We start from the raw sequence: 830 nt of genomic DNA on the forward strand, positions 1-830 counted from the left end.
TAAAAATAAAAAACGCATGAGCGTTTTAATCATATTTTAACGTTTTAAGAAACCTTTTTCTGTAAAAATTCCCTCTACTATTAGATCATGTTCTGTATGGGGAATGGAGGAAACTTCCTGACATGAAAAGCCTAAGCCCAATAGAGCAATTTGATGCCCTTGTTTTTGAAGAATTTCAACAGCGCGATCATAGTAGCCTCCTCCATAACCAAGACGGTGACATTGGCTATCAAACGCTGAAAGAGGCACAAGAATAACGCTTGGAATAACAACTGTATTTTCTGCACCAGGACCCAATGTGCCAAAGTGCATAGGTTCTAAAACTGTGCTTTGTGAAAATGTACGAAAAACCATGGTCGTGGAATCAAGCACTGCCGGTAATGCTAAATTTCCACCACGTACTCTTATGCAATCGAATAAAGGACGTGGGTCGATTTCTGATTTGATTGGCCAATAACCCGCTAGAATCATACGGGAAAAATCTTCCCCTCTTTGTTCAAGGACATGCATTAGATGAGAACAGGCTTGCTGCGAAAAAACATCGCGCTCTTGTGCTGAGAGTGCATCGCGTTTGGATAAGCCGCTCTTGCGTAACTGTGCGCGAACCGATGAGAGAGATTGCGTGGTTTTTGTGTCTTGGGTCATTCTTTCGTCAATCATTTCATAAAGGGTGATAAAGCATTCCATAAAGGGTGAAAAGGTACAATAAATCAGCTACTCTAAGGAGAGCTCTCACAAATCTTTTAAAAAGATCAGAGTGATTTTTTCCCCACCAAAAGGATGATAGCATCTTGCTGTATTTGTGCAAGCAAGTGGTGATCCACAACAAC

1 protein-coding gene is annotated in these 830 nt (G+C 41.0%); it reads right to left on the reverse strand.

The genetic code is table 11. The features are described from left to right. Positions 1-36 precede the first annotated feature (36 nt). The gene (locus tag ACFIO5_RS11125; protein WP_034448520.1) at positions 37-645 is read right to left on the reverse strand and encodes a 5-formyltetrahydrofolate cyclo-ligase; all 609 of its coding nucleotides are present in this window, start codon (positions 643-645) and stop codon (positions 37-39) included. Positions 646-830: the final 185 nt, after the last annotated feature.

Source organism: Bartonella sp. AA86SXKL, from assembly GCF_042196885.1.

What these genes read in the sequence shown, in the direction of transcription:
- ACFIO5_RS11125 (WP_034448520.1), bottom strand. Translation starts at nt 645, where the DNA reads ATGACCCAAGACACAAAAACCACGCAATCTCTCTCATCGGTTCGCGCA.